The 20,866-nt window shown below is 59.7% G+C and carries 14 protein-coding genes and 1 pseudogene; 7 read left to right on the forward strand and 8 right to left on the reverse strand.

Annotated features, from left to right (window positions below; all coding sequences use genetic code 11):
- Nucleotides 1-247 precede the first annotated feature (247 nt).
- From JT689_RS01670 to JT689_RS01685, 4 genes are all read left to right on the forward strand, one after another.
- On the forward strand, nt 248-1,453 hold the full coding sequence (locus JT689_RS01670; protein ID WP_205251322.1) for a COG1361 S-layer family protein: 1,206 nt from the start codon (nt 248-250) through the stop codon (nt 1,451-1,453).
- Nucleotides 1,450-2,115, forward strand: a complete 666-nt coding sequence (locus JT689_RS01675; RefSeq protein WP_010901944.1) for an ABC transporter ATP-binding protein — start codon at nt 1,450-1,452, stop codon at nt 2,113-2,115. The genes JT689_RS01670 and JT689_RS01675 overlap by 4 nt, the downstream gene beginning before the upstream one ends.
- A 29-nt stretch (nt 2,116-2,144) precedes the next feature.
- Nucleotides 2,145-3,254, forward strand: coding sequence for an ABC transporter permease (locus JT689_RS01680; RefSeq protein ID WP_205251872.1), 1,110 nt, complete (start codon nt 2,145-2,147; stop codon nt 3,252-3,254).
- A gap of 67 nt (nt 3,255-3,321) precedes the next feature.
- On the forward strand, nt 3,322-5,643 hold the full coding sequence (locus JT689_RS01685; RefSeq protein WP_205251323.1) for an STT3 domain-containing protein: 2,322 nt from the start codon (nt 3,322-3,324) through the stop codon (nt 5,641-5,643).
- A 2-nt stretch (nt 5,644-5,645) separates the two neighbouring features.
- On the opposite strand, the gene glmS is transcribed toward JT689_RS01685, so the two are convergent.
- Genes glmS through glmU (JT689_RS01700) form a run of 3 tightly spaced genes read right to left on the reverse strand, consistent with a single transcriptional unit; the run spans nt 5,646 to nt 9,860 of the window.
- Nucleotides 5,646-7,451 (reverse strand): glutamine--fructose-6-phosphate transaminase (isomerizing), encoded by a 1,806-nt coding sequence (gene glmS, locus JT689_RS01690; protein ID WP_205251324.1) that lies wholly within the window; start codon nt 7,449-7,451, stop codon nt 5,646-5,648.
- Between the two features lie 2 nt (nt 7,452-7,453).
- Nucleotides 7,454-8,641 (reverse strand): bifunctional sugar-1-phosphate nucleotidylyltransferase/acetyltransferase, encoded by a 1,188-nt coding sequence (gene glmU, locus JT689_RS01695; protein ID WP_205251325.1) that lies wholly within the window; start codon nt 8,639-8,641, stop codon nt 7,454-7,456.
- Between the two features lie 13 nt (nt 8,642-8,654).
- Nucleotides 8,655-9,860, reverse strand: coding sequence for a bifunctional sugar-1-phosphate nucleotidylyltransferase/acetyltransferase (glmU, locus tag JT689_RS01700; RefSeq protein ID WP_205251326.1), 1,206 nt, complete (start codon nt 9,858-9,860; stop codon nt 8,655-8,657).
- Between the two features lie 119 nt (nt 9,861-9,979).
- On the opposite strand from glmU (JT689_RS01700), the gene JT689_RS01705 reads away from it, so the two are divergent.
- Nucleotides 9,980-11,413: a sugar transferase gene (locus JT689_RS01705; RefSeq protein ID WP_205251327.1), complete on the forward strand. Its 1,434-nt coding sequence runs from the start codon at nt 9,980-9,982 to the stop codon at nt 11,411-11,413.
- 247 nt (nt 11,414-11,660) lie between these two features.
- Complete coding sequence (locus JT689_RS01710) at nt 11,661-11,852, forward strand: hypothetical protein (RefSeq protein WP_205251328.1); 192 nt, start codon at nt 11,661-11,663, stop codon at nt 11,850-11,852.
- A gap of 1,102 nt (nt 11,853-12,954) precedes the next feature.
- Here the strand turns inward: JT689_RS01710 and JT689_RS01715 are convergent.
- From JT689_RS01715 to JT689_RS01735, 5 genes are all read right to left on the reverse strand, one after another.
- Nucleotides 12,955-14,460: a flippase gene (locus JT689_RS01715; RefSeq protein WP_205251329.1), complete on the reverse strand. Its 1,506-nt coding sequence runs from the start codon at nt 14,458-14,460 to the stop codon at nt 12,955-12,957.
- Between the two features lie 19 nt (nt 14,461-14,479).
- On the reverse strand, nt 14,480-15,514 hold the full coding sequence (locus JT689_RS01720) for a hypothetical protein (protein ID WP_205251330.1): 1,035 nt from the start codon (nt 15,512-15,514) through the stop codon (nt 14,480-14,482).
- Between the two features lie 199 nt (nt 15,515-15,713).
- On the reverse strand, nt 15,714-16,565 hold the full coding sequence (locus JT689_RS01725) for an FkbM family methyltransferase (RefSeq protein ID WP_205251331.1): 852 nt from the start codon (nt 16,563-16,565) through the stop codon (nt 15,714-15,716).
- Between the two features lie 127 nt (nt 16,566-16,692).
- On the reverse strand, nt 16,693-17,745 hold the full coding sequence (locus tag JT689_RS01730) for a glycosyltransferase family 4 protein (protein WP_205251332.1): 1,053 nt from the start codon (nt 17,743-17,745) through the stop codon (nt 16,693-16,695).
- Nucleotides 17,746-17,862: 117 nt separating this feature from the next.
- Nucleotides 17,863-19,185 (reverse strand): sulfatase-like hydrolase/transferase, encoded by a 1,323-nt coding sequence (locus JT689_RS01735; protein ID WP_205251333.1) that lies wholly within the window; start codon nt 19,183-19,185, stop codon nt 17,863-17,865.
- Nucleotides 19,186-19,416: 231 nt separating this feature from the next.
- Between JT689_RS01735 and JT689_RS01740 the strand changes: the two are divergent.
- Nucleotides 19,417-20,796: pseudogene (locus tag JT689_RS01740) on the forward strand (sulfatase); the annotation flags it as partial.
- Nucleotides 20,797-20,866 lie beyond the last annotated feature (70 nt).

Here is a 20,866-nt window from a genome sequence, read left to right on the forward strand (position 1 = left end):
TCGACCCACTGAATCACGTCTGACCGCGCGTACGCGGTCACTTGCGGTGCCGTTTTCTTTGTTACCGACGACCGACCAGCGACAGCCACCGCGTGCTCACTGCCACCAAAAGAGTCATATCACAGCCGACCAGTCTCTGGAACGTTCCCGATACTGGAACGGTCCCAATGCAGTATCCCACTCTCCTTCCATCGACGCCAGTCGAATCACGCCGCCAGCCACCGTCCGCCAGCCGGCCAGAATACCGATGACTCGGCGGTCTCGTGTCGGTGCCGGCCTCGCAGTCGTCGTACTGGCCCTGGCCGCGGTGTCGGCTGTCGCCCCACTTTCCGGGGCGCAGTCCGCTGGCAGCGGTGCGGTCTCAGTCACCATCGGCGACGTGGACGTCTCGCCTGCGAACCCAACCACGGGCACGCAGGTGTTGATCACCCCGTCGATCAACAACTCCGGATCGGCAAGCGGGTCCGCGCGCATCAACGAGGTCACACTCCGCGGCGACGGTCTTCTCGCAACAGAAGACAGCCTGGGGAGGCTTGGGGCGGGTGACTCCATTGAGGTTCCGTTGTCGAGCACGTTCACCGAGCCCGGTGACCACCAGTTGAGCGTCCACGTACGGGGGCTGAACCCGGATGGCAGCGTCTTCTACGTGCAGCGCAGCGTGTACGTTACCGTCGACGATCGTAGTTCAGACGTGGGCGTCTCCGCGCGCACGACAGCAACCAACGGGTCGACCGACATCCAGGCCACGATCACGCAGTACGGAACGATCCCGATCAAGTCCGGCGAGTTGCAGGTCGTGTCCGATGGGCGCATCGTCGAGCGGGCGCCAGTCGCCAACGTTTCGGAAAGCGACAGTGCGAACGTTACCTTCGATGGGGCGTCGATCCCCAGCGGCGAGTTAGTGATCCGCGGCGAGTACACCCTCGACGACGAACACAGCACGCACACCACGAACACGACACTCACCTACCAACCACAGCGCTCCGCAGACGTTGCGCTCACTGGTGTTGAGGCATCAGGTGGGGGGACCACGTACACGATCAGCGGCGACGCTGCGAACCTCGGCAGTGCGGACGCTGCGTCGGTGCGCGTCAACGCCGTCGGTGATGGGCTGTCCGCTAACGGCGGGTACTTCGTGGGAAAGATCGAAACCAGTGAGTTCGCGACCTTCGATATGACTGTGCAGGCGGACTCGGCTGTCGACGAGATCCCGATAACGGTGAACTACTCCGCCGACGGGCAGCGCTACTCGGACGTCGTGACCGTCGACGTGAGCGGCGCGTCCAGCGGGAGCGCTACCCCGCCCGAGCGCGCGCCGGGCCAACAGCAGAACCGCGCGCCCAGCCCGTCCAACGGCGCGAGCGGTGGCGGGTTGCCGCTGTTCAAGATCGGGGGCGCTGTCGCTGTGATTGCGATCGTCGTCGTCGTTGTTCGGCGCTGGCGGAACCCATGAGCATCATCGAACTCGAAGGCGTGGTCAAACGGTACGAAACCGGTGCCGAGACAGTCGAGGCGCTGAAGGGCGTTGACTTCTCGGCGGCGCGCGGCGAGATGGTGACCGTCGTTGGGCCGTCCGGCTCCGGCAAGAGCACGATGCTGAACATGATCGGCTTGCTTGACTCGCCCACGGCGGGCAGCGTCACCCTCGACGGCCAGGACGTGACCGGGTTCAGTGAGGACGAGCGCACCGAGGAGCGCCGCGCGGAACTGGGGTTCGTCTTCCAGTCGTTTCACCTGCTCCCGATGTTGACGGCGGTGGAGAACGTGGAACTGCCGTCGATGTGGGACACCTCCGTTGACCGCCACGACCGCGCGGTCGACCTCCTGGAGCGCGTCGGGCTCGGGGACCGTCTTACACACACCCCGGGCGAGCTCTCCGGTGGCCAACAGCAGCGCGTCGCGATCGCGCGCTCGCTGATCAACGAACCCGAGATTCTGCTAGCGGACGAGCCAACTGGCAATCTCGACCAGGAGACGGGTGGTACGATTCTCACCGAGATGCAGCGCCTCACTGAGGAGGAGAACATCGCCGTGGTTGCGATCACTCACGACACGCAACTCGAGGAGTTCTCCGACCGCGCAGTCAACCTCGTCGATGGGGTGTTACACACGTGAGTGTGCTCGCTCGGTTCCCCAGCGTGTTGATGGCGTGGCGGAACCTCGGGCGGAACCGCGTGCGGACTGCGCTGGCCGCGCTCGGGATCGTGATCGGTGTGATCTCGATCGCATCGATGGGGATGGCGAGCGCCGCGATCAATCAGCAAGCCTCCGCCCAGCTCGGTGATCTCGGCAACAAAGTCTCGGTTACCTCCGGTGAGGACGCCGAAGAGTACGGGATCACGCAGGCGCAGGTCGAACGAATTGATGACTTGGTGAGCGCTGGCACCGTCGTCGAGCAGAAATCCGATTCCACGTCGCTTTCTTCCCGCGCTGGCACCGTTGACGTGGTCACCGTCACCGCCGCGACCGAGGTGGCCGAGCCGTACAACATTACGTCGGCGAATCCACCCGAAACCCTTCACTCGGGCGCGTTGCTCACCAACCAGACCGCCGAGACGCTCGGTCTCGGGGTCGGCGATCCCGTCAAGTACGACGGCAGTCTGTACCGGATTCGTGGTATCATCACCACCACCTCTCGGTTCGGCGGGTTCGCCGAGCTCGTCGTGCCGCTGTCAGCGATGGCCGATCAGGACGAGTACGACACCGTCGATATCTACGCCGACTCGGGCTCTGATGCGGCCCGGATCGCTGACCGCCTCGACTCGGAGTTCAACTCCTACGGCCGCACCGAGGAGAAAATCCTCGAAATCCGGAGCACTTCAGATGCCCGTGAGGGCGTGAACAACTTCATGAGAACGCTCAAACTGGGGTTGCTCGGCATCGGCTCGATCTCACTGTTGGTGGCGAGTGTGGCCATCCTCAACGTCATGCTGATGAGCACGATCGAGCGCCGCGGCGAGATCGGCGTGCTGCGCGCGGTCGGCATCCGTCGGGGAGAAGTTCTCCGCATGATCCTCACCGAGGCGATGTTCCTGGGCGCTGTCGGTGGGTTAGTCGGCTCGCTTGCGTCCCTCGGCGTGGGTGCGTTCATCTTCGACAAAATCACGCAAAACGCCATGGACGTGCTGGTGTGGCCGAGTTCGAAATACCTCGTCTACGGGTTCCTGTTCGCGGTCTTCGCCAGCCTGCTCAGCGGGCTCTATCCGGCGTGGAAAGCAGCCAACGATCCGCCCGTCGAGGCGCTCGGCGAATGACCGCGCGCCCGTGTGGGCGTCGCGGAGTCGAAACACATTAGCCCGCTGGCTGGCGTGACAAAAACGAATGAGTGACGTGCGCGCGGCGACCACCGCCCTCCTCGCTGACCGTCCGGCGCTCGCCGACGCCCTCGATACGCTCGTCGAGGTCGATCGGAGCCAGGACACGTGGACGTTCGACGACGCGCCAGTCGACTCCGGGGTGTTCGGCGAACTCGTGGGCCGCGGCATCGTCGTCGAGTCCGGCGACGGCTACGTGCTCGCCGACCGGCAGGCCGTCCGGGCGGCGCTCGGCGACCCGGACGCCGACCCATCCGACGCCGACGGAGCCGCGGTCTCGCTTCGCAACCGTGTTCCCAGCCCGTCGGTCTCCTCGCGTGCGGCCTGGTTCCTCGCCGCCAGCTTGTTGGTCGTCGTTGCGCTGCGTGTGTTCGTCTTCCCGCGGGTGTTCCGGGCCGGACACGTCGTGTTGCTCGGCAACGATCCCTACTACTACCGGTACCTGGTGTCGGCAATGCAGCAGTCGGGGGCCGGGCTGCTGGACGTTCCGGCCCGTATCACTCGCGGCGAACCACTGCTGGTGGTGGTGCTGGTCGGTGCCACGCGGCTGCTCGGCGGGACCGCGAGCGCCGCCGCACACGTCACTGCTTGGTATCCCGTGGTGGCGGCAGTCGTGACGGCGGTGGCGTGCTATCTGCTGGCGACCACGCTGTCCCACGACCGCCGGGTCGGGATCACAGCCGTACTCGTCTTGGCCGTGTTGCCCGTGCACGCCTACCGGACCGCACTCGGGTTCGGCGACCACCACGCCCTTGATCTCGTGTGGCTCTCGTTCACCGTGCTTGCGGCCGTCCGTCTACTCCCGGGGGCGGGTGTCGCCGTTTCCGACGACTCCGGCTGGCGACGCCACCTTCCGTGGGGCTGTGTACTCGCTGGCAGCGTCGCCGCACAAGCCCACTCCTGGAACGCCGCGCCGCTGCTGTTCGTTCCGCTCGTCGTGTACGCAGTCGCGCGCAGCGCCGCGCTTGCCGACGGCAAGTCGCCGCTCGCAGACCTCCCGCTCGCCGCTGCACTCACCGCCGGCGGTGTGCTCGCAGTCGCCGGCCATGTTCTGCTCGGGTGGCAGTCGCCCGTAATCGTTGCCCCGCCGCTGCTGGCCGGGCTCGGCGTCGGTGCTGCCGCCCTCATCGCGGCCGGCGTCCGACGCGTGGGGGTGCCATCGTGGACGGCCCCAGTGCTCACCACAGCCAGCGGCGTCGCCGCGTTCGCCGTCGTCGCGACGATCGACCCCTCGTTTGTCGCGGAGCTCCAACAGGAGGGGGCGCGATTCGTCGGGCAGTCGGGAAGCTCCATCGTGGAGACGAAATCGCTGTTCAGCACGACGTACGGACTGTTCGCCGGGCCGATCTTCTTCTACGGGACGGCGTTGCTGTTCGCGCTGCCCGCGGGTGCGTGGGCGGTGTACACGGGCGTGGCGCGCTCGCGGCCACGATGGCTGCTCACCGGCTGTTACGGCACCGTGTTGTTCGCGTTCGCGGTGGCACAGGTCCGATTCTCCGGGGAGCTGTCCGTGTTCGTCGCCGTCTTCGCTGCGGTCGCGTTCGTGTACTTCCTCTCGGTGATCGACCTCGCGGATCCGCCGCTTGACTTCTCGGCCCGATCGTCGGATCGCGAGCGCGTGCGCTCGCTTGCGATCCCCACCCGCTCGCGCGCGCTCCGCATCGGGGTTGCGTTCCTGCTCGTCGGCGGGCTCGGCGCAGTCATGACGCCGCTGCGCACGAACACGCTGGTGCAAAGCGACGACGCGTACCACGCGGCCACGCACGTCGAAGCGGCGCTCAACGCGCCTGACTGGACCGACGACACCACGTACGTGTTCAGCCGGTGGTCCCGAAACCGGCTGTACAACTGGTTCGGATCCGGGAACAGCCGTAGCTACTGGTACGCTCGATCGAACTACGACGACTTCCTCCGCTCCACGACCCCGGGGAAGTGGAACGACCGGCTCCAAGATCGCGCCGCGTTCGTCGTCTTCGACACCAACTCCGTCCCCGACGGTGCCACCGGGACGATCGGCTCGGCACTCACCGCCTGGGGGTCGGGGCTGGCGCACTACCGCGCGGTCTGGGCTGGCGACGCAAAAACTGTCTACCGCGTCGTCCCGGGGGCGACGGTCACCGGCACCGCCGCGTCGAACGCGTCGGTCACGCTGACACACGAGGGCACGGTCTCCGGGCAGGCGGTCACGTACACTCGGACCACGACCGCCGCGGCCAACGGGACCTACACCGTGACAGTGGCGTACCCCGGCGCGTACTCGGTTTCGACCGGCGGCACAGTCACCGTGCCGGCGGCCGCCGTGGGCAACGGCACGACAGTCACCGCGTAGCGCTACTCGACGGTCACGCTCTTCGCGAGGTTCCGGGGCTTGTCGATGGGACGCCCCTTCTCGTTGGCGATGTGGTACGCGAACAACTGGAGTGCAACGTTCGCCACGACCGGCTCCAGGGGGCCACACGCCGGGAGCGTGATCGTGACGTCGGCGTGGCGCGCGGTCCCGGCGTCGCTCGCGAGCCCGATGACGTCCGCGCCCCGGGACTGCACCTCTTTGACGTTGTTCGCGGTTCTCTCCGGTGCCGCGTACTCGGTCAACACTGCCACCACGGGTGTGTTGTCCGTGACGAGCGCGAGCGGGCCGTGTTTGAGCTCGCCCGCACTGAACCCCTCGGCGTGGTCGTAGGAGATCTCCTTGAGCTTGAGCGCGCTCTCCAAGGCCACTGGTCGGCCGGCCCGCCGCCCGACGTAGAAGAACGCGTCGCTGTCGGCGTACTCGCGGGCGATCGACGCGATCTCGGGGGCTTGATCGAGGACCTGCTGGACCGCCCCCGGCAGGTCGCGGATCGCGTCCCGGAGCGCGGCGGCGTCGCTCGTGCTGATGGCGTTGCGGGCGCGCCCGATGTGCATGGTCAGCAGTGCGGCGGTCGCCACCTGTGAGACGAACGTCTTCGTGGCAGCGACGCCGATCTCGGGGCCGGCGCGAATGAACAGCGCGTCGTCGGCCTCCCGCGTGACCGTGCTGCCGAGCGTGTTCGTCAACGCGAGCGTGGGTGCTCCCTTCTGGGCCGCGCTCCGGAGCGCGGCCAGCGTGTCCGCTGTCTCCCCGCTTTGGGTGATCGCCACCACGAGCGTGTCCTCGGGGCTGCGGCCGCCCCGAAGCTCGTACTCACTTGCCACGTGCACGGTCACCGGCAGGTCGGCGTGGGTCTCCAGGAGCTCTTTGGCGTACAAGCCGGCGTGATACGACGTGCCGCAGGCAACGATCTGGAGCTCCGCGACGTTCTGCAGTGTCTCCGTGGACAGCTCCATGTCGAGTGTCACGTCCGTCCCGAGATCGCTGATGCGGCCGGAGATCGCCTGCCGGAGCGCGCGTGGCTGCTCGTGGATCTCCTTGAGCATGTAGTGGTCGTAGCCGCTTTTCCCCGCCGCGTCGGCGCTCCAGTCGAGCGCTTCGATGTCCCGTGAGACGCGCGCGCCGTCGTTGTACACCGTCCACTCGGTCTCGGTGAGGTGTGCGATGTCGCCGTTCCGGAGGTACGTGACCCGGTTGGTGTGCTCGATGAACGCGGTGGCGTCGCTGGCGACGAACGTGCCGGTGTCGCCGTGCCCGAGCAACAGCGGGCTGTCCGACCGCGCCACCACGATGCCGTCGTGGCCGGCGGCGGTGATCGCGAGCGCGTAACTCCCGGTGAGGCGCTCGGTCGTGCGCTGCACGGCCGTCAGCAGCGACACGCCGTCGGCGAGATGGGTTTCGATGAGGTGTGGGACAACCTCGGTGTCAGTGTCACTGTGGAAGACGTGGTCGGCCCGCAGTTCGTCGGCGAGCGCGGCGTAGTTCTCGATGATGCCGTTGTGCACCACGGCCACGTCGCCCGTGCAGTCCGTATGCGGGTGGGCGTTCTCCCGCGTCGGCTCGCCGTGGGTGCTCCAGCGCGTGTGCCCGATGCCACGCGTCCCGTCCTCGCGGGACGGCACTGGAAGGTCGCCGACCTCGCCGCCGGTTTTGTGTACCGACAGCGAACCGCCGCCGGCGAGCGCGATGCCGGCGGAGTCATAGCCGCGGTATTCGAGGTTCTGCAGTCCCTCGTGGACGATGCGTCCCGTCGGATCGGTGCCGATGTAGCCCGTGATTCCACACATAGTCAGCCTCTCGTAACGTGCGCCTGGTCGTCGACGCGCCCGGTGACGACCGTGGCGCTGTCGACGACCGCGCTGTTCCCGACGATCGACCCGGGTGCGACCGTCACACCCGCGCCGACCTCGGCGTTGTCGCCCACCAACGCCCCGAACCGAACCCCCTGGTGGACCGTGTCACCAAGCACCACGTCTGTTTGACCGCCCTCCACGGTCGTGTTCGGGCCGATGGTCGCGTTCGCGCCGACGATGCTGTCGTTCACTACTGCGCCTGGGTTGACCGTCGAGTCAGGTAACAGTATCGACTGTTCGATCACTGCGTTCGCACCGACGGTCACGTTGTCGCCGAGCGCAACGCCGTTCCGGACCACTGCCTGCGGGTGCACGATAACGCCCTCGCCACAGACGGTCCCTCCGCCAACCGGTGCCTGCTGATCGTCGCCCGGCACGCTCCCTCGGGGCTTGCGCCGCTCCACCGGCGGGTCGAAGCGCCGGTCCGTGATGAGCGCGCTGTTGGCCGCAACCAGATCCCACGGCTCGGAGACGTCGAGCCACCGGCCGTCGTACCGCACGGCCCGCAGCTCGTGGTCCGCGAGCTGTTCGTCGAGGGCGTCCGTGAGCGCCAGCTCGCCGTAGCTGTCGGTCCGCCGGATCGCCGCGAACACGCTCGGGTCGAACGCGTACACGCCGGCGTTGATGTACTCCGACGCCACCAGCTCGGGCACCGGCTGCTCGTCGATGCCGGCGACGGCCCCGCCGTCGAGATCGACCACGCCGTACGCGCTCGGCGTCTCGGCTTGTGTCACGCCCATTGCGGGGTCGCCGCTCTCGCGGTGGCACTCCCAAACGTCCTCGACCAGCGACGCGTCGATGACGCGGTCGCCGTTCAGCGCGACAAACGACTCCCCCACCACGGACTCCGCCTGCGCGAGCGCGTGGCCCGTGCCGAGCTGTCGGTCCTGGACCACGTAGGAGATCTCGATCCCCCACCGCGAGCCGTCCTCGAAGTGCCGCTGGACGCGCTCCCGGTTCGACCCCACGACCAACACCACCCTCGTGACGCCCGCCGACACCAACGCGTCCACGATATGCTCCAGGATGGGCTGGTTGGCAACCGGCACCATCGGCTTCGGCCGGTTCTCCGTCAGCGGCCAGAGCCGCTCTCCCTTCCCCGCCGCCAGCACAACAGCCTGCATTGACTGTGTTCTCTCAGTCACGGCCCTTATCAGTTGTCACGACCGCCCCGAGCGTGGTTCGCGTCCCCGTTCCCAGCGTCACGCCCGCGTTCAGGCTCGTGTTGATCCCGGTCTTGGTGTCGTCCCCGACGACGACCCCGAACTTCCGGCGGCCCGTGTCGACCAGCTCGCCGTTCACCTGCACCTGAACGGGGGCGTCGTCGTGGCGGAGGTTCGCGACCTTCGTGCCCGCACCGAAGTTCACGTTCGCCCCGAGCACGCTGTCCCCGACGTACGCGTGATGGCCCACCGCCGTGTCAGCCATCAGAATCGAGTTCTTCACCTCCACGGCGTTCCCAACCCGGACGTCTGGTCCGACAACGGTCGCGCCGCGAACGTAGGCGTTCGGCCCGACATCCGCACCCGACTGGATGACGACCGGCCCTTCGATGTATGCGCCATCGCGAACCCGCGCGCCGTCCTCGACGACGACGCGTCCCGTCAGCGTCGCGCCGTCCGCCACGGTTCCGTTGATCTCGCGCTCCTGTTCCGCCAGGAGCGCGCTGTTGGCCGCGAGCAACTCCCAGGGCCGCCCCACGTCCAACCACGGGCCGTCGTAGGACACCGCCGTCACGCCGCCGTCCTCGCGGTCGATCGCCTGCGCGAGCGCGTCCGTCAGCTCGTACTCGCCGCGCTCGCTGCGCTCGACGGTGTCGATGTACTCGAACACTCGTGGCGTGAACCGGTACAGCCCGAGGTTCGCGAGATCCGTCGGTGGGTCCGTCGGCTTCTCGACGACATTGGTCACCCGGCCGTCGTCGCCGCGCTCCACCACCCCATACGACTGTGGGTCCGCAACCGGCATCACCGACATCGCCGTCCCGTCCGCGCCGGCCAACGCCTCAACCAGCGCGCTCGTCACGTAGACGTCCCCGTTCAACACCAGACAGGGCCCCTCGACGTGTGGCTCCGCACAGCCGACGGCGTGCGCGGTCCCCTCTTGGGTGTCCTGCTCGGCGTACACCACCGGCGTCCCGGCGTACGACGCGCCGATCCGCTCCCGGATCTGGTCGCCCCGATACCCCACCACGATCACGTACTCGTCGACGACCCCGGCCGCCGCATCCAACACGTGCTCAAGCAGTGTTGCGCCCGCCACCGGTACCAGTGGCTTCGGCCGCGTCTCCGTCAGCGGTCCCATGCGCGTTCCGCGCCCCGCCGCCACGACGATTGCCTGCATCACGTTCCACTGTCGCCGCTCGGGCGCTTAAGTCCACAGGAACTCGCTACTGGCGTGCACTCCCCGGGCGAAGTCGGAGTGCTTAACCGCTCGCCCCGCCCACCACTCAGTGATAGACGATGCTTGGCGGGTGGCGGTACCGACTCGGGAGTATTGCGGGGGTCTGCCTGCTCACCGCGCTCGCGGTCGGGGTCGCCAACAGCCCTACCGGCCAAGCACTCATCGGGGCGCTCCCGGTGTTCGCCCAGCTCGCGGCCGACCCGCCGGGCGTCGCTGAAGGACTGCTCGAAGTCAGTACCACGGTCTGCGTCGTCGCCGTGGCCTGCCTCCCCCTGTACAAACCACGCCCTCGTCGCGTCCTCGACGTCGTGGTGCTCGCGCAGAAACGCGTCGTCGTCGCCCTGTTCGCGCTCGCTGCCATCGGCTACTTCGACTACACGTACCGCCTCCCCAGAACGACGCTGCTCGCGGTCACACCAGTCCTTCTCGTTGCAGTGCCCGCGCTGTTCGTCTGGATCCGCCGCCGTCCTACCCCGACGACGGCAGCCCGCACCATCGTCGTCGGCGACACGCTCGACGAAATCGAGCGCCTCGTCGCCGACATCGACCACCCACTCTACGGCTACGTCTGCCCCACGGTCGTCCCACGCACCCCGGACGCCGCCCCCCCACACCCCGCCGTCGCGGACGGCGGCAGCGACGCACATACGCTCAGCGACCACGACCGCCTCGGTGGCCTCTCCCGGATCGAAGACGTGCTCGTCGCCCACGACATCGACACGGTCGTGCTCGCGTTCGAACGCACCGACCGCGCCGAGTTCTTCGGCGCACTGGACGCCTGCTACGAGCACGGCGTCGCGGCCAAAGTCCACCGCGACCACGCCGACCGCGTCCTCACCGCCGACGACGACGTCGGCACGCTCGCCACCGTCGACGTCGAACCCTGGGACGTCCAGGACTACGTCCTCAAACGCGGCTTCGACATCGCCTTCTCCGCGGCCGGCTTACTACTGTTGAGCCCCGTTATTCTCGCGACCACGGGCGCGATCAAGCTGGATGACGGTGGTGCCGTCCTATACAATCAGGAACGCACGGCGGCGTTCGGCGAGACCTTTGAGGTGTACAAGTTCCGGTCGATGGTCGAGAACGCCGAAGATGCGACTGGCGCGACAATCAGTGACGAGGACGCGGGCGGCGTTGACCCCCGTGTTACCCGCGTGGGTCGTGTGCTACGGCAGACCCACCTCGACGAGATTCCACAGTTGTGGGCGGTCCTGAAGGGCGATATGAGCGTCGTCGGGCCACGGCCCGAGCGTCCAGAGTTGGATTCTGACATCCAGACTGGCGTGGTCAATTGGCGCAAACGCTGGTTCGTGAAACCCGGGCTGACGGGCCTCGCGCAAGTGAATGACGTGACTGGTGCTGAGCCTGCGGAGAAGCTCCGCTACGACCTCCAGTACGTGAAAAAACAGTCGTTCTGGTTCGACATGAAAGTCGTCGTCCGGCAGGTCTGGAAAGTCGGTATGGACACCGCCGAGACGCTTCGTCACTGAATCAATTCGTTGGCACCAACCCTATAATTTTGTCCTGCTCCTAGACAGATAAATAGTTGTTACTAGTCATGTGAACACATGCGCCGCGACATGTCTTGGCTGTTGCCTCTAATTCTTGTGTGTGCCTTTTGAAGGCGAATTCGGGGGGAGTGATACCGGCCGCGCTCCTGAGTAGTCCGGTTTGCCCGTGCTTACGACGAGTACCAGGAACAGAGGGGAATACAGCGCGCTCCCGACGACCGTTCTGATGAACTACGCCGTCGTGGAGACACTGAGCATCACCGGCCTCGGGAAAGCCGCAGTCACAGACCACCGGCTCAACCAACTCCAGATTGACGTTGAAGCCCATGACAACGTCACTCTCTTGATCATCCACCTGAACTGCAAGACGCTCCGCTCACCGTACCATGTTGCCGCCGAACCCGTGAACAAGCTTTGACCGCCCGGCGCTGAAATCAGTTCCACGCACTACCCCAAACGGTCCGTGTTCAAGTAGCTCTACCCAGAAGTTGAAGCGCTTGGTGGAACCACTCTCGCTGTTCTTGACAATGTTGACGTGATTGGTGACCGCGACGATCTCCCCTACGGGATACGTAACTGCTTCCGGTGGAATCTTGAGGACACGAAAGTTGAGGGTTTGCTCATTACTAATGATCAAAAGACCCAAGAGAATCTTGATCCCTGCGTTCACGATACTCTCTACTAACGTGAAACCTATTACACACCATATGACGCGGTTAAACTCGCGAACATGCATAACTCCGGCTTCTATACGTTTGGTCCTGCTATCTTCCACACGTGTCATTTTGTGTAGCCGCCGAACTGCGGGGAGTACAAGATACTGGACCCCATCAATCTGTTGACCCAGAAAGACAGAAGATTGATGTGGTCGGTTTGGAGGGGTGGAGTGTTGACGCTAACTCCCCTAATGACCGGTAGGGAGAACGGGAGAAGTCCGCGAATTTCAGCCTCATAACATACAATCCCTAATAAATTAAGACATGCTTCCAATAAAAATTTATTACAGATTGTTGTGGGTAAAACGTGTTTAGATAATATAAATCCGTACTTCCTCCTACACAGTGCAGGGGAACACAGACATTCGACTATCATATTTATTTAATGGGTATTTGGGTTAACGAATGGGGCCGGAAACCGTCGACTTCTATTATCAAGGTGTACACACGGCTGTTCATCGAGAATCTCAGATTGATCTGTGGCTCAGCGACAACATCGTCTAATTAGTATGATGTGAACCGACATTATATCTCTCCCGCAGGGGATTAGGACCGTTGAAAACGTAGTTGGCGGCTTGAGGAATTCACCCTATTATGGCATGATGTTGACTACACTAGTCAATCACCTAAGACAGGCTGTGAGATACGTAGGTCTGTTTTGGTTGATCGGCTTTTAACGAGACATCCAACGAACGAGATTTGCCGGGTTTTAGCACTATCCCTCGATAAACAATGGACAAAGTGAATGGCAGACGGAATAGATTGAACTATTGCAGCAGACCTGCCTATAGCGCGGTGTCATTCCTATAGATCTTTTTCGGAGACTATTTTTCTCAGGAGTGTTTTGTCACGTGGGCTGATACCGAATGCGAGCAAGGCGACGGCAAAACATATGAGCCCAGCCGTGGAGCCAACAATGAGTAGTACGAATCCGCTAAAGAAAATTTTAGCGATGTAGATTCCAATCCCTCCAATCCCTCCTGCCACGAGCGGCTTCCAGAACTGGCGTGAGTACGGTGTCAAACCTTCCGTGTACCACACCTCAAAGACTCGCAGAAGATTGATAACTGTGAGCGTAATCGCGGTCGCGATTGCGGCTCCACTTATGCCATATTCAAGAATCAGGAAGTAGTTAAGTACGACGTTGAGAATACCTAATACCCACTGATTTAGTAGGTTCAGATACTGGTGATCGGTCATCATCAGGAGGAAGCCACTTGGGCCGACTGCACAGTTCGTTAACTGGCCGACTGTGAAAACAATCAGAACTATCGCACCAGCTCTGAAATCCGAGCCGAAGACCGCAAGCAACTCAGAACTGTATACGATAGCGACAAGAGCTGGTACGAGTACGACAGTTAATATCCATCGAGTGATTGTCGCGTAGACTAATTCTAGTTCTGATACCTGGTCGTTAGAATATAACCGAGACGCAACTGGTGGAAACAGTTGGTTGAACGCGGCTAGCGGTAGCGTTAGCATCGATGCTACGAGTACTACGATCCGATAGACACCAACGTCAGCCTCTGCGAGCAAAAACCCAACCATGAGAATGTCAACGCGGGTGTATAGAACAGACCCGATGTCTTTCAACGTGAGGGGGATAGAATAGTTGTAGAAATCAAGCAATTCCTCCCTGCTTGAGCCAAACTTGAGGCGAGGTCGGATTGATGTTCGCAGGTACAGTATAGAGAAAGAGAGTCCACAGACTAGGACGAGTCCGATTGCGATTGCTGCGATGACGCCAATGAGAGAATACCCGACGAGCAGCGCAATCCCAACTAGGAGGAGCTTCACTACTGGTTCAATTAGATCGGAAACAAGCACCTGGTACTCTAGCGCTTCCAGACTCCGAAATACTGCATTTGTCAATTGTATGATTGCGTTAAACGGGAGAACAACCGCGAATGCTCGGAGTGCAGTAACAAACAATGAATTATCTAATGTCCATGCCGAAATCTGTGGAGCGAAAAGATAGAGACTGCCCCCGACGATAGTACTCCCGATGAAACCAGTGATGTATGCTAACCCTGCAACCCTATTTCGCTGTTCAAGATTTCCTTCATAGGACGGTATGTACCGGAGAAGGGACTTTCCAGTCCCAAATCGGGACAATATTACAAGAATCGAGATTATTGCCGTTGCGTAGGCGTAGATTCCATAGAGACTTGATCCAAGTCCCCTCGTCAGTATCAGGTTCAGAACGAACTTTAGCCCGTTACTTGATACTCTTCCAATAAAAAATAACGACGCTCCGCGCGTTATAGACGTTAGTCCCTCTTCTTCTTCGTTAGCGGTACTATTAACCATTTAAATTAATCTAAAAACACTACACATCGACGTAACCAAGATTAGACAGTCGTCTTTGAACTGCGTCGGACTGATTTGCACTCTTGTCTCCATTCTCTTCTGCTACGAGAGTCTTACGAGACCCCTTATCAATAACCAACCATGGGACTTTACAAACAGAATCGTGTCGAATACCAAGGGGATGTCCATACATCCGTCTTCCGAACAAGTAAGGGCGTTCCCCAAATGCGTTTCCATGATCGGAGGTAACTATAGTCCGTTCCTCAAAGTGGCTTAATACTTTTTTCACATATGGGAGGGCTACCTGGAGATTCTCTTTGTACGCTTTCCACACGAGTTCCTCTGATACTTGTCCCTCTTCTAGTAATTCCCAAACAGTAGGATTGTCACGATTTGCTTGCTCTTCCGTCACTTTTCGGTACGTATATTCGAACCCCGAGTGATTCCCGATCTCTTCTGATGAGTCACCGATGAACGGATAGTGGGGCTGCATAAAATGGGATAAAATTCGCTTTTTTGGATATTCTTTATAAGCCTTCACTGTGGCTTCAGCCATCGCCCTTGGAGTAACTGTCTGAAGATTCTCGTTCCACTCGTCGCTCCATACGTCAATTACCTCGTGGAAGGTTTCTCCCAAACTTCTCGTCCGATACATTGGATTTGCTGTAACGTAGACGGTATCATTGAATGTTCTCTCAGAGAAGTTCTCTGTTAGAAATTCAGGCGTCCCTGAACCACGAGAAATCCGATAGTCAAGAACTCCAGATAGCGTATTCGCCTCCTCGAAAAGATCGTGTCGACACGCATCAAGCAGAAGAAGGTTGTCCCAATCTTCGTCCATAAGATTGACAGGGTCTTTCTGGGGTGAATACGTGGCTTGAGAAACTCTTCGGTCCACTTCTCTCCTTAGATAGGGAATAGCCGTATCACTCCACCATTTTGGGCGATAAAAGTTCTGAGAAAGCTTCTTTAACTGGGGCATCTTCTCTTTCTGTTTTCCAAAGCCACTTTGCTTCTTAGCTTTGACGATGTATTTCGTTTCCCTGTCTCTCAATGTGGTTACTAGTGATTTTATCTCGTTTTAATTTAGACTCGATTTTATTTCTATTTTAATATTTATTGTAGTATAGTCTGAATAGGCGGCGTGATATTTTAGTGTAGTTTATACTCTACCTATGAGAATATTTCTATTTATTAATACCAACACCACCACTATGGGCTCCGATCTCTATATCTCGGGGACTATCATTACATTAAGTATATGGCTCACTTTCTGCCTTAATTGTTACTTCTGAATCTCTCTCTGTCTGTAGTCGATATACTGAGAATCCACATTCTTCTAGCTGGGATTCAACCTCCTGTAAAGAGCTTCCGAAGTCCTGAACAGCGGGTCGTTTCGATACACCCGGCAAATGAACTTCACAATAAATCGCTCGGCAACTAGATGGAGAAATAATCTCTTCTAAGCCTTCTAACACGAGTGATTCAGCTCCCTCAACGTCGATTTTCACTATGTTTGGAGAGGGAATCTCTCCGCTAGCCACCAAGGCATTTCCTGTTGTCGTAGGAATCGTTATTCCTCCCTCGGTACCATCAGTGTCAATCGATGAAGACCCGTATCCGATGTCATCACTTTCGGGTTGGCTGAACTCAATCTCTCCCACTGAGTTAGAGAGCGCGAACTCGATTACTTCAACATTTTCTAGATTGTTGCGTGTAATATCTTGTTGGAGGATCCTGACGTTCGGCGGGTACGGCTCAAATGCGGCCACTGTTCCTTGTGGGCACATCTTTGCTGCGAACAGTGAGTAGAGCCCGGTATTCGCCCCAATATCGTAAATAACATCGTCCTGTCTAATTTCTCCGAGAAATTCACAGAGTTCCTTGGACTCTGATCTGAATCGCTGTCGGTTCCGTTGCACTAGCTTTGAGGTAGGCGCAGAAAACATAACTTCTTGATTATTAAGGGTTAGTGAGTACTGGCCGAGAGCTGATGCTAGTCTGCAGTCAGTCTCAAGTCGAACCTTCTTCAGGGTTTTTTTGAGTAAGGTGAACATTCCATGTTCCCGATAGACGGAGATACCACGATCGACGAGGGAGGTCATAATTGAGTTTGCGTTACTGGCGGATTCAGATATCTGTTCTGGTGTCTGCGCTAGAATCCGGTGTTGCAGAGCATCCCTGCAACAGGCGTATCGTTTTTTCACTCTCACTTTCTCCCCTACTAAGTGACTATAATTCTACGTCCAACTGCCTCTTTACAATATCTTTCAGTTTGGTTATTTGCTTTGGCGCGCTTTTTGCCACCGCGTTTCGTCGTACTCGTTCGGCGTACGTTTCGTAGTCGGCCAGCACTGACTCGATGGCCTGCACGTACGCTGCCGGGTCGTTGGAACCAACGATTAGGTCTTCGTCGCCAACGGCCTCCACGAGACCTCCGCTACCCGAACAGAGCACCGGAATACCGCTAATTCCGCTTTCTAGCGGAACCCGCCCGAATGGTTCCTCCCATCGAGAGGGCATCAACAGTAGCTTCGTTTCCCGATATACGTCCTGCATGTCGTCTACATACCCTCGATACTCCACGTTCGGACTGCTCCGGATGCGCTCACGAACGCTTTTTCGGGGCTCCTGCCCGACGACAAGGAACTCTTCGTTCGGACGCCGGTCCGCGACATCCAGTGTCACATCAATCCCCTTTTGAATAGTTGGCGTTACATGGAGGATCTTCTCTCCTATCGGTTTGACTTCGAACTCCGAAACGCGGACGAACGGGTATACCACCTTCGGAGCGACATTCCATTGCTGAGCATACTTTTTCGCAGTGTGCTTGCTGTTCGCGACGAGCAGGTCGGAACCATAAATTATTTTAGCGAACAGGCGTCGCTGGGCAGCGCACACGGCCCTCCCGGTCCCGTGCTCGGATGCCTCTGAGTGCAACAGCGACTCATCCCGCAGGAACAAGACCTGCGGGGCCTCTTGCCTCGCTCCCAGTAAGGCAAGCTCGTGTTGTGCGAAGATGAGCGACGGACGGAACTGTTCCAGGTCGCGTCTGAATCGGAGATAGAACTCCAGGTACGCCGCTGGGAGGCGAACGATTGGATGGAGGTCTAGGTCCGCGGTGAACACCCGTCGAGTGACCATTCCGTCCCGGCCCAGCTCCCGGTTCGCATGTCCAAACATGACGGTCCGATGGTCCTCTGCTAAGTTCTCGAACAAGGTCCGCATCGACTCCTCCGCACCGCCAGGCTTCCCAAGCCGTCTGTTCAACCCTGCAATCCTCATTCAGTCGACCAATCGAGGGGAACGGATTTGTATATATCCATTTACAGACGCGTCGGAGCTGGGATTGTAGAAGGGCAGAAACGGAGGGGTATTCGCGCATTCCAACGAAATTTGTTCTTAGTCGTATCCTAGCGCCTCTAGCCGCTCCTGAGTTCTCTCGGAAACGGTGGCTTTGGTGTCCATGTCGTCCCATTCCTCTGGGAGTGCATCAAGAAGGTCTTCTTCAATCGAGTCTGGGATGCCACCGAATACCTCACTCTCTTCCGTCAGCTCAGCAGCCAAGGTCACGTCGTCACTTGAGGAACGAATGAGCTTATACTCCTCTCGATACGCGGCTTTCCGTTCGACGCCGTACCTGGTCGCTTCACAAATCACGGAGCGATCCGTCGGGATCGGATCGTGCCAGCTGTGCCCGGGGTCTTGTCTGTCCTTGACACAGGAGTCAAGTAAAGTGGCGGGAACATCGCGCAACGAGGCCCAGCCGCCACGGGGGACCACGGTATCATTCGGTGCGCTGATAGCCATGGGAACGCGGGCGATCACATCGAATGGCGTCCCACCGTGCCCAAAGCAGTAGTTCGGCCGGGAGTCAGTTATTTGACTGTCAATCTCTTGGTGCTCCCATAGTCCTTCGCCGTGGTCGCCAGTTACGACCACGAGCGTGTCGTCCAGCACCTCGTCAAGGAGGGGCCGCACTTGATCTGATACGTAGTCAAGCGCGGCCCGGTGCAGACGGAGTTTGTTCTCCCTATACCGTCGGTTATCTGGGTCAGACTCGTTAAAATCTGTCTTGTACCGGTGGATATGACCTAGATTCGGGAGATCAATATTTACGCCACGCTGGGCCACATACTCAGCCGGCGGAGCAACCGGGGCATGAAGATCACCCAGATGAAGGTATGCAGCGGTTCGACTGCGTCCCTGTCGCCATGACCGGTAGCCCGACAGAACCTCTTCAGCGGGGTCGTCCGCGTGGTACCGGTGTGTCTGGTACCAACCGCGGAGAGTTAGAAAGGGGGTGGCGAATCCACAGCCAGCGTACGTCTCGTAGCCTGCTGCCTCGAGATCGTGAGGGAAGTAGGGATATGACCCGGTCTGCTCAGGCATCGCATACTCGTCGTCGTTCGGGTGAGTGTGTGCGACCGCACCGTGATCGCTCGGGCGAAGCCCGGTGTGGAGGCTCGTCACAGAGGGGAACGTCCATGTGGCGGGTGCAATCGCGTGACCGAAGTCAAGCGGAAGGTCCGGAACGAGATCTGGCCGGAGAGCGTCGATGACAACAATCAGAACATGGTTGGGCGCACCTGAGCGTCGAGCCTTCGAACTGGAAATCTGGTCGTGTTTCAAATCAGCCAGTTTCTCGTGATAGGTGTAGTAGGTACGGTCTTTGATAATATCTGGCAGAATATGAGAACCAATATCTCGGAGACCGAATTCCATGGTACGTGTATAGGATGATACCCTGAATAAAACCTTTCCTAGTCCCGCAGATTGAATCGTAGGTATAGTGGGTAAATCTGGTTCAGAACCAGAATGCGCGGCGTCCGAAAGGAAACTGCGGAAACAGGCACTGAGATATCAATCAAAGCGTTTTGACTGGATTGCGTTGCTCCTATATACTTTTAATAAATAGGGGGTCGTAGCAAAGATGACTAAAACCCTAATGTCGTCTGGATAACTTTGGAAAGCGTTAGACAGGATCATACGAGTGTCGGTGGGTACGATTCCGATACCACTCCAAATATCGCGAACATTGCTGCAAAATCACGTGCAACCAGCTTCTCACATTGCTTTTCGCACTCGCTCTGGACACCTCCGTGCAGCGCGTCGATCCTGACGGGGACTTACATGTCGTCTCACGGCCTGGGGATGGACGGGTCGGCGGGCGAAAAGATTCCTGCCGGCCTCGACACCCTGCCTGAACTCCTATCCGAAGAAGGATACGCGACGGCGTGTCTTTCTCCGTCCCCCTACATCAGCGAGGCAACAGGGCTTGACCGGGGATTCGATCGGTTTACCCGCCTCTCGGCCAAGCGGCTGCTCAACGCGGCCGATCCGATGTCGCTGATTAAGTACGCTCTTGGTGTGAGATCCGATGGCCCTGGATTCACTCTGAACTATCGACGACACAACTTGTCGTTTATAATGACGGAAATGGCAAAAAAATGGATCACGGAACTGAGTCGCCAAAATCCGTCTTTCCTCTACCTTCACATGCCAAATCCTCATCACCCATATACGCCGTGTAACCGCTGGATTGAGGAATACACCGACGAGATTTCAATGGCCTCCGAAGAGGCGATGGACCTCGTGATGGACGTGTTCGACTCAACGGAGAGTCTCAACGAACACATCGCCAACGGGTGCGAGTTCTCTTCCGACGAGTGGGACGGGATCAAGGCAATGTACGACGCAGAGATCCGGGACGCTGACAGGTACGTCGGAGAACTGTTTGATCACGTTACGGAGCTGGACCGTGACACGATCTTCGTCGTGACCGGCGACCATGGAGAATTTTTCGGCGAACTCGGGCTACTCGGCCATAATCTAGCGCTACACGATGCGGTCACGAACGTCCCGCTGGTCCTGTACGGGATCCCCGACCTACACGCAGGGTCGGACGACCTCGTCCAGCACATTGATGTCACACGGACGATTGGTGAGTACGTGGGCTGTGCCACTAACCAGTTCCAGGGGGCCGACCTGACCGAAGAGAGTCGGGATTACTGCCTAATGCAGCGGGGGACAGCTGATCTCGGAAGTTACACCGAATACAACACGGAGTTCGATACGTCACGGTTCTTTGAGTCGACAATCAACTGCCTTCGGTCACATCAGTTCAAATACTTCGAGGGCGGCGAGAAACGTCTCCTCTTCGAACTGCCGGACGAGGAGCATCCGGTCAGGGAGCCCAACCCACAGACGGAACGAGAGATGGCGACGGAACTGGAAAGCCTGTTGGCGAATCTTCCGGATCGGAGCGGCGGGGCCAAAGACTCCGAGTTCACCGAGGAGATGAAAGAGCGGCTGTCTGATCTCGGATACATTTGATACCAGTGTCGGCTAGCGTTCCACATTGCCACGGCGAGGGTGGGTTACCTTCGGGAACACGGTTGATGTA

The sequence above is a fragment of the Halobacterium sp. GSL-19 genome, assembly GCF_016917855.1.
GTDB classification, from domain to species: domain Archaea; phylum Halobacteriota; class Halobacteria; order Halobacteriales; family Halobacteriaceae; genus Halobacterium; species Halobacterium salinarum.

Coding starts and splice junctions, on each gene's coding strand:
- JT689_RS01670 (WP_205251322.1), top strand. CDS start 248: ATGACTCGGCGGTCTCGTGTCGGTGCCGGCCTCGCAGTCGTCGTACTG.
- JT689_RS01675 (WP_010901944.1), top strand. CDS start 1,450: ATGAGCATCATCGAACTCGAAGGCGTGGTCAAACGGTACGAAACCGGT.
- JT689_RS01680 (WP_205251872.1), top strand. CDS start 2,145: ATGGCGTGGCGGAACCTCGGGCGGAACCGCGTGCGGACTGCGCTGGCC.
- JT689_RS01685 (WP_205251323.1), top strand. CDS start 3,322: ATGAGTGACGTGCGCGCGGCGACCACCGCCCTCCTCGCTGACCGTCCG.
- glmS (WP_205251324.1), bottom strand. CDS start 7,451: ATGTGTGGAATCACGGGCTACATCGGCACCGATCCGACGGGACGCATC.
- glmU (WP_205251325.1), bottom strand. CDS start 8,641: ATGCAGGCTGTTGTGCTGGCGGCGGGGAAGGGAGAGCGGCTCTGGCCG.
- glmU (WP_205251326.1), bottom strand. CDS start 9,860: ATGCAGGCAATCGTCGTGGCGGCGGGGCGCGGAACGCGCATGGGACCG.
- JT689_RS01705 (WP_205251327.1), top strand. CDS start 9,980: ATGCTTGGCGGGTGGCGGTACCGACTCGGGAGTATTGCGGGGGTCTGC.
- JT689_RS01710 (WP_205251328.1), top strand. CDS start 11,661: ATGAACTACGCCGTCGTGGAGACACTGAGCATCACCGGCCTCGGGAAA.
- JT689_RS01715 (WP_205251329.1), bottom strand. CDS start 14,460: ATGGTTAATAGTACCGCTAACGAAGAAGAAGAGGGACTAACGTCTATA.
- JT689_RS01725 (WP_205251331.1), bottom strand. CDS start 16,565: ATGACCTCCCTCGTCGATCGTGGTATCTCCGTCTATCGGGAACATGGA.
- JT689_RS01730 (WP_205251332.1), bottom strand. CDS start 17,745: ATGAGGATTGCAGGGTTGAACAGACGGCTTGGGAAGCCTGGCGGTGCG.
- JT689_RS01735 (WP_205251333.1), bottom strand. CDS start 19,185: ATGGAATTCGGTCTCCGAGATATTGGTTCTCATATTCTGCCAGATATT.